The 7,046-nt window shown below is 71.4% G+C and carries 7 protein-coding genes; 4 read left to right on the forward strand and 3 right to left on the reverse strand.

Annotated features, from left to right (window positions below; genetic code table 11):
* Positions 1-4: 4 nt before the first annotated feature.
* Positions 5-466, reverse strand: a complete 462-nt coding sequence (locus K7854_RS05800) for a hypothetical protein (protein WP_226025256.1) — start codon at positions 464-466, stop codon at positions 5-7.
* A 127-nt stretch (positions 467-593) separates the two neighbouring features.
* Between K7854_RS05800 and K7854_RS05805 the strand changes: the two genes are divergently transcribed.
* Positions 594-1,562: a diacylglycerol/lipid kinase family protein gene (locus tag K7854_RS05805; protein ID WP_226025257.1), complete on the forward strand. Its 969-nt coding sequence runs from the start codon at positions 594-596 to the stop codon at positions 1,560-1,562.
* Positions 1,563-1,882: 320 nt separating this feature from the next.
* Positions 1,883-2,140 carry a WhiB family transcriptional regulator gene (locus tag K7854_RS05810; protein WP_003973730.1) on the forward strand — a complete coding sequence of 86 codons (258 nt, stop codon included), beginning with the start codon at positions 1,883-1,885 and terminating at the stop codon, positions 2,138-2,140.
* Between the two features lie 186 nt (positions 2,141-2,326).
* On the opposite strand, the gene K7854_RS05815 is transcribed toward K7854_RS05810, so the two are convergent.
* Positions 2,327-3,802 carry a sensor histidine kinase gene (locus tag K7854_RS05815; RefSeq protein WP_226025258.1) on the reverse strand — a complete coding sequence of 492 codons (1,476 nt, stop codon included), beginning with the start codon at positions 3,800-3,802 and terminating at the stop codon, positions 2,327-2,329.
* Between the two features lie 426 nt (positions 3,803-4,228).
* Positions 4,229-4,873, reverse strand: coding sequence for a TetR/AcrR family transcriptional regulator (locus tag K7854_RS05820; RefSeq protein WP_226025259.1), 645 nt, complete (start codon positions 4,871-4,873; stop codon positions 4,229-4,231).
* Positions 4,874-4,969: 96 nt separating this feature from the next.
* Here K7854_RS05820 and K7854_RS05825 point away from each other — a divergent pair, with 96 nt between their 5' ends.
* Together K7854_RS05825 and nagB are read left to right on the forward strand one after the other, a co-directional pair.
* Positions 4,970-5,722: an SDR family oxidoreductase gene (locus K7854_RS05825; RefSeq protein ID WP_226025260.1), complete on the forward strand. Its 753-nt coding sequence runs from the start codon at positions 4,970-4,972 to the stop codon at positions 5,720-5,722.
* A gap of 134 nt (positions 5,723-5,856) precedes the next feature.
* Positions 5,857-6,642 (forward strand): glucosamine-6-phosphate deaminase, encoded by a 786-nt coding sequence (gene nagB / locus K7854_RS05830; RefSeq protein WP_226025261.1) that lies wholly within the window; start codon positions 5,857-5,859, stop codon positions 6,640-6,642.
* Positions 6,643-7,046: the final 404 nt, after the last annotated feature.

The raw sequence follows: 7,046 nt of genomic DNA on the forward strand, positions 1-7,046 counted from the left end.
CGGGCTACTTCCTGGCGCTGCCGGGCCCCCGGATCCCCAGGGCCTGGGTGGTCGACGGGTTGACGAGCAGCACCAGCGCGGTGACGGCCACGACTCCGAGCACGATGCCCGCCGGGACGGCCAGGCTGTCGGCCCGCACCATGTTGTAGGCGACGGGCAGCGCCAGGATCTGCGTGATCACGGCGGGTCCCCGGCTCCAGCCCTTCCGGCCGATCAGTCCGCGGGCGGCGAGCAGCGGCAGCAGGGCGAGCACGATCAGGGTGACGCCGCCGGTTACGGCCGCGGTCCGGTCGTCGGGGTGCCCGGTGAGGCCCTCCACGAGCATCCAGACGCCGCCGGCGACGAGCGCCAGCCCCTCCAGCGCGGCGAGCACGGCCGCGGCGGTCAGCCGCCCGGGGCGGGGGCCCGCCTCCTCGGCGTCGGCGGCTGCGGAGGCGGGGGTGGTGGGGGTCTGCTCACTGCTCACCCCTGAAGGGTAGCCCTCGGCGTGTGCGCGCCCGTCCGGGTGTCGGGCGTATCACGCGCGGGGTGTGCCGGTGGGGATCTTCACCTCGGTCTGGGCCGAGTACCGCCCAGTAGGTACCCTGCACACCATGCGTGCACTTCTCGTGGTCAATCCGGCGGCAACCACCACGAGCGCGCGCACGCGCGACGTGCTGATCCACGCACTCGCGAGCGAGATGAAGCTCGAAGCGGTCACCACCGAGTACCGCGGCCACGCGCGCGACCTCGGCCGGCAGGCGGCGCAGAGCGACGACATCGACCTGGTGGTCGCCCTCGGCGGCGACGGCACGGTGAACGAGGTCGTCAACGGTCTGCTGCACGCGGGCCCCGACCCCGAGCACCTGCCCGGTCTCGCCGTGGTTCCCGGCGGTTCCACCAACGTCTTCGCCCGCGCCCTCGGCCTGCCCAACCACGCGGTGGAGGCCACCGGCGCCCTGCTGGACGCCCTGCGCGAGGGCAGCGAGCGGACCGTCGGCCTGGGTCTGGCGTCGGGCACGCCCGGCTCCGAGGACGAGGCGGTTCCGGCGCGCTGGTTCACCTTCAACGCCGGTCTCGGGTTCGACGCCGGCGTGGTCGGCCGTGTCGAGCAGCACCGCGAGCGCGGCAAGAAGTCGACGCACGCGCTCTACGTCCGCCAGGTGGTGCGCCAGCTCATCGGCGAGCCGCACCGCCGCAGCGGGACGATCACCCTGGAGCGCGCCGGCGAGGACCCGGTCACCGATCTGGTGCTGTCCATAGTTTCGAACACCTGTCCCTGGACGTTCCTCGGCAATCGTCCGATCTACGCCTCGCCCGAGGCGTCGTTCGACACCGCGCTCGACGTCTTCGGCCTCAGCCGGCTGTCGACGGCCGCGGTTGCCCGGTATGGCACCCAGTTGCTCACTTCGTCCCCCGAGCGCGGACCGCGCGGTCGGCACGCGGTCTCCCTGCACGATCTGACCGACTTCACCTTGCATTCGAAGGTGCCTCTGCCCCTTCAGATGGACGGTGACCACCTGGGGTTGCGCACCAGCGTGACGTTCACAGGCGTACGCCGTGCACTGCGTGTGATTGTGTGAGCAGAAGGGGCGAAAGTCCTTTCACTCGAACGTTTAGACCAGGGTCCACCCCATGGAAGTACGGCTGTGACCTAGTCGACACCGAAGAATCAAAAAAAACTTTCCGGAAGGGGTTGTATCCGCCGCCGAGGTTTGCGAGTCTCTTCTTGGCGATCGGGACAGCCCGCAGGACCGGCATCCACAGATCACCGGAACCCCTCTTCAAACCACAGGACCACGCCAGGGAACCTGGCGGTAGGCCCTTCCCTTGTTGAGGGATTCGTGAAAGCGTTCACATTCACAAGCATCCCAGCATGTAATACCAAGGAGAGGTAGCAGCCATGGACTGGCGTCACCGCGCCGTTTGCCGCGAGGAAGACCCCGAGCTCTTCTTCCCCATCGGCAACACCGGTCCCGCGCTGCTGCAGATCGAGGAAGCCAAGGCCGTCTGCCGTCGCTGCCCCGTCATGGAGCAGTGCCTGCAGTGGGCGCTCGAGTCCGGCCAGGACTCCGGCGTCTGGGGTGGTCTCAGCGAGGACGAGCGCCGCGCAATGAAGCGCCGTGCCGCCCGCAACCGGGCTCGTCAGGCCTCCGCCTGACAACCCACCCCTACTGACAGCCTCAGCTTGGCGGCGCGTACAGCGAGTACGCATCCCCCGCTCCCGAGCCGCAGCGCGCAGTACCCCCGATGCGCATCGGACGATGTAGCGCACGAGCACTGGCCTCGGACCTTCACCGGTCCGGGGCTTTTTGCTGTGCCCGCGTCCCGGTCCGACCGGCCGCCGTTACTTCTCGGCGGGCACCGGGATGTCGAGGATCACCCGGGTCCCGCGCTCCGGGGCGGGGACCATGTCGAAGGCGCCGCCCAGCTCGCCCTCCACCAGGGTGCGGACGATCTGCAGACCGAGATTGCCGGAGCGGTGCGGGTCGAAGTCCTCGGGCAGGCCGACGCCGTCGTCCTGGACGGTGACCAGCAGCCGGGCCTCCTTCGTCGTACCGCCGCGGACCGCGGAGACCTCGACCGTGCCGGTGTCGCCGTCCCGGAAACCGTGTTCCAGGGCGTTCTGCAGCACCTCGGTCAGAACCATGGAGAGCGGGGTGGCCACCTCGGCGTCGAGGATGCCGAAGCGTCCGGTGCGGCGGCCGGTGACCTTGCCCGGCGAGATCTCCGCCACCATCGCCAGCACACGGTCGGCGATCTCGTCGAACTCCACGCGCTCGTCCAGGTTCTGGGAGAGCGTCTCGTGCACGATCGCGATCGAGCCCACCCGGCGCACGGCCTCCTCCAGCGCCTCCCGGCCCCGGTCGGACTCGATGCGCCGGGCCTGCAGGCGCAACAGGGCCGCCACCGTCTGGAGGTTGTTCTTCACCCGGTGGTGGATCTCCCGGATGGTGGCGTCCTTGGTGATCAATTCGCGTTCACGGCGGCGCAGTTCCGTCACGTCCCGCAGGAGCACCAGCGAACCGATGCGGGTGCCCTTGGGTTTGAGCGGGATGGCGCGGAACTGGATCACCCCGTCGTGCGCCTCGATCTCGAACTCGCGGGGCGCCCAGCCGCTGGCGACCTTGGCCAGCGCCTCGTCCACCGGGCCGCGGGAGGGGGCGAGTTCGGCGGTGGTGCGGCCGAGGTGATGGCCCACCAGGTCGGCGGCGAGCCCCATGCGGTGGTAGGCCGACAGGGCGTTCGGGGAGGCGTACTGGACGATGCCGTCCCCGTCGACCCGGATCAGGCCGTCGCCGACGCGGGGCGAGGCGTCCATGTCGACCTGCTGGTTCTCGAACGGGAAGGCGCCGGCCGCGATCATCTGGGCGAGGTCCGAGGCGCTCTGCAGGTAGGTCAGCTCCAGGCGGCTCGGGGTTCGCACGGTGAGCAGGTTGGTGTTGCGGGCGATGACGCCCAGCACGCGTCCCTGGCGGCGTACGGGGATGGACTCGACGCGGACCGGGACCTCCTCGCGCCACTCGGGGTCGCCCTCGCGCACGATGCGGCCCTCGTCCAGGGCGGCGTCCAGCATGGGGCGCCGGCCGCGCGGGACGAGGTGGCCCACCATGTCGTCCTGGTACGAGGTGGGTCCCGTGTTGGGCCGCATCTGGGCGACGGAGACGTAGCGCGTGCCGTCCCGGGTGGGGACCCACAGGACCAGGTCGGCGAAGGAGAGGTCGGACAGCAGCTGCCACTCCGAGACCAGCAGATGGAGCCACTCGAGGTCGGAGTCGTCGAGCGCGGTGTGCTGGCGTACGAGTTCGTTCATGGAGGGCACGGGGCTGAGCGTACCTGGCGGTACGGACGGCGATCGAAACCAGCCACAGTCCACTGCTCCCCCGCCCCCGGGCTCGGCCCGCAGGGCCCCGGAAACACCCGCGGGCCGCGGCGCCTGAGAGGGACCCTCAACCCTCCCGGCACCGCAGCCCGGAGCAACATCGGCCGTGGGGTGTGCGGTCCCGGTCGGCCGAAGGATGAGGAGCCGGGGCAGTCAGGGCAGAGAGCCCGGTTCCTCGGTCCGTCCTCCTGTGCGGGGAGGACGGAAGCCTGACGATCACTGTGCGCGAGCGGCACCGTCGGTGCCTCGGTGCCATTGTGGACTAGACCACTAACCGTGTCCATGCGGTGGACGTCGTTTGTTGTCGGTGGTTTCTGTCGGCCGCACCACCGCGTGGCCGGCCGCCAGAAGCGTAACCCTGTTGGCTCAGCCTCGGGGCCAGACCGCCAGGGCAATTTCCGCGAGTGCCTCCAGCTCCGCCCGGCTCGCGCCGTCGCGCGCCTGCTGGGACATGCCCTGGATCATCGCGCCGGTGTACCGGGCGAGGGCGGCGGCGTCGGTGTCCGGCGGCAGGACGCCGTCCGCCACGTCGGCCCCGATCCGGCGCTCGATGGCGGCGATGTTGGCGTTGCGCCGCTCCCGCAGGGACTCCTCGACCTCGGCCGTCGAGCAGTTGGCGGCCGCGTGGATGACGAGGCAGCCGTGCGGCCGCCCGGGGGCCGTGTACTCGACGGCGGCCTCGCGCAGCATCCTCTCTATGCCCGCGCGCGCGGTCGGCTCCTCGGCGAGGGCACGGTCGCCGAAGGAGCCGTAGCGCGCTCCGTACTCCTGGACGACCTCCTCGAAGAGCGAGCGCTTGTCGCCGAAGGCGGCGTAGAGGCTCGGGGCGCCGATGTCCATGACCCGGGTCAGGTCGGAGACGGACGTGGCCTCGTAACCGTGCTCCCAGAACGCCAGCAGCGCGGCCTCCAGCGCCGTCGCCCGGTCGAAGGAGCGCGGGCGGCCGCGGGTCCTGGCCGCGCTGCTCCGCGCCGACGCCCGGGGCCGTTCACTCTTCTCGCCGCTCACCATGGAGTGCATTTTATAGCGGCCACTAGAAAAGTCGCGCGGGGCTGCGGTACGGTCATTTCTGTAGCGACCACTAGTGAAATCGAAGGGGGCGCCGACATGGGCGTGCTTACGGGCAGGACGGCACTCGTCACGGGGGCGAGCAGGGGGATCGGGCGGGGCATCGCGGAGCGGCTGGGCCGGGACGGCGCCCGCGTCGCGGTGCACTACGGGACGAACGAGGCGGCGGCCAAGGAGACGGCCGTCGCGATCGAGGCCGGGGGCGGTTCCGCCTTCACGATCAGGGCCGACCTGACCGCTCCGGGTGCCGCCGAGACGCTGTGGGAGGAGTTCGACAGACACGCCGACGGCCTGGACGTCCTGGTGAACAACGCCGGGATCGGCAGCACGCGCCCCATAGGGGAGATAGGGGAGGCGGAGTACGACGCGGTCTTCACGGTCAACGTGAAGGCACCGTTCTTCATCCTCAAGCACGGCATGGGGCGCCTGCGCGACGGCGGCCGGGTCGTCAACATCTCGTCCGGCCTGGCCCGCACGGCGGTGATGCCGGACAACATGGCGTACGCGATGACGAAGGGCGCGCTGGACGTGTTCTCCCGCGACCTGTCCAAGGTGCTGGGCGCCCGCGGCATCACGGTGAATTCGGTGGCCCCCGGCATCATCGACACGGACAACACGGCCGAGCTGCTGCACGGGAGCGCGGACGGCTGGGAGCGGGCCGCGGCGCTCTCCGCCCTGGGCGGGGTGGGGACGGCGGCCGAGGTGGCCGACGTGGTCGCGTTCCTCGCCTCGCACGGGGGCCGTTGGGTCACGGGCAGTTGGGTGGACGCCACGGGAGGTTCACTGACCTGACACCGCCCCCGGCACACCGCCACTCGTCCGACCGTTTCGACGCGACCGCGCGGCTCCGCTCTGTTAGATTGGTCTAAACCACATAGCCAGTCCCGGGCCCCGGGTGAGTCCTCTCTTCGAAACGGCAGGCCAGCGTGGAAGTTGTCATCGTTCCCGATGCCAAGGCGGGCGGCGAGCTCATAGCCGAAGCCATGGCTCAGCTGCTCCGGCGCAAGCCCGACGCCCTGCTCGGGGTGGCCACCGGCTCGACGCCGCTGCCCGTGTACGAGGCGCTGGCGGCCAAGGTGCGCTCGGGTGCCGTGGACACCGCGCGAGCACGGATCGCCCAGCTCGACGAGTACGTGGGGCTGCCCGCGGAGCACCCCGAGTCGTACCGCTCGGTGCTGCGGCGCGAGGTGCTGGAACCGCTGGGCATCGGCATGGACGCGTTCATGGGTCCCGACGGGACGGCCGCGGACGTGCAGGGCGCGTGCGAGGCCTACGACCGGGCGCTCGGCGGCGCCGGCGGGGTCGACCTGCAGTTGCTGGGCATCGGCACCGACGGGCACATCGGCTTCAACGAGCCGTGCTCCTCGCTCGCCTCGCGGACGCGGATCAAGACCCTGACCGAGCAGACCCGGGTCGACAACGCGCGCTTCTTCGACGGCGACATCGAGCAGGTGCCGCACCACGTGATCACCCAGGGCATCGGCACCATCCTGGAGGCCCGGCACGTGGTGCTGCTCGCCACCGGCGAGGGCAAGGCCGACGCGGTCGCCGCGAGCGTCGAGGGCCCGGTCGCGGCCGTGTGCCCGGCCTCCGCGCTGCAGTTGCACCCGCACGCCACGGTCGTCGTCGACGAGGCCGCCGCGTCCAAGCTGAAGCTCGCCGACTACTTCCGGCACACCTACGCGCACAAGCCGGACTGGCAGGGCATCTGACCGGTCCCGCCCCGGGCCCCCGGGGCGGAAACCCATGCGCGAAGGCGCCGGCTCCCGCCACGGGACCCGGCGCCTTCGCCGTACCGGCACCGTGCTCGGCCGCTGGCAGAACCGGCGGTCGCCGCGACCGTCACCCCACACCGACCCGCCACCGGCAGCCACGCCCACGCACACACCGGCCTGTCACCGGCAGTCACGCCCACGCACACACCGGCCCGCCATCGGTCGGCACGCGCGCCATCCCGCCCCAGCCCGCCACCGGCACGCACGGCCCTGCCCCGCCTGGGCCCGCCACCTGCACCCACACCCCGCCCCAGCCCGCCATCGGCACACCCCACCCCCACCCCAGCCCGCCACCGGTACCCACACCCCGTCCCACCGCGACCCGCCCCCGCACGCACCCC

The organism is Streptomyces hyderabadensis (assembly GCF_020404845.1).
Classification (GTDB): Bacteria; Actinomycetota; Actinomycetes; order Streptomycetales; family Streptomycetaceae; genus Streptomyces; species Streptomyces hyderabadensis.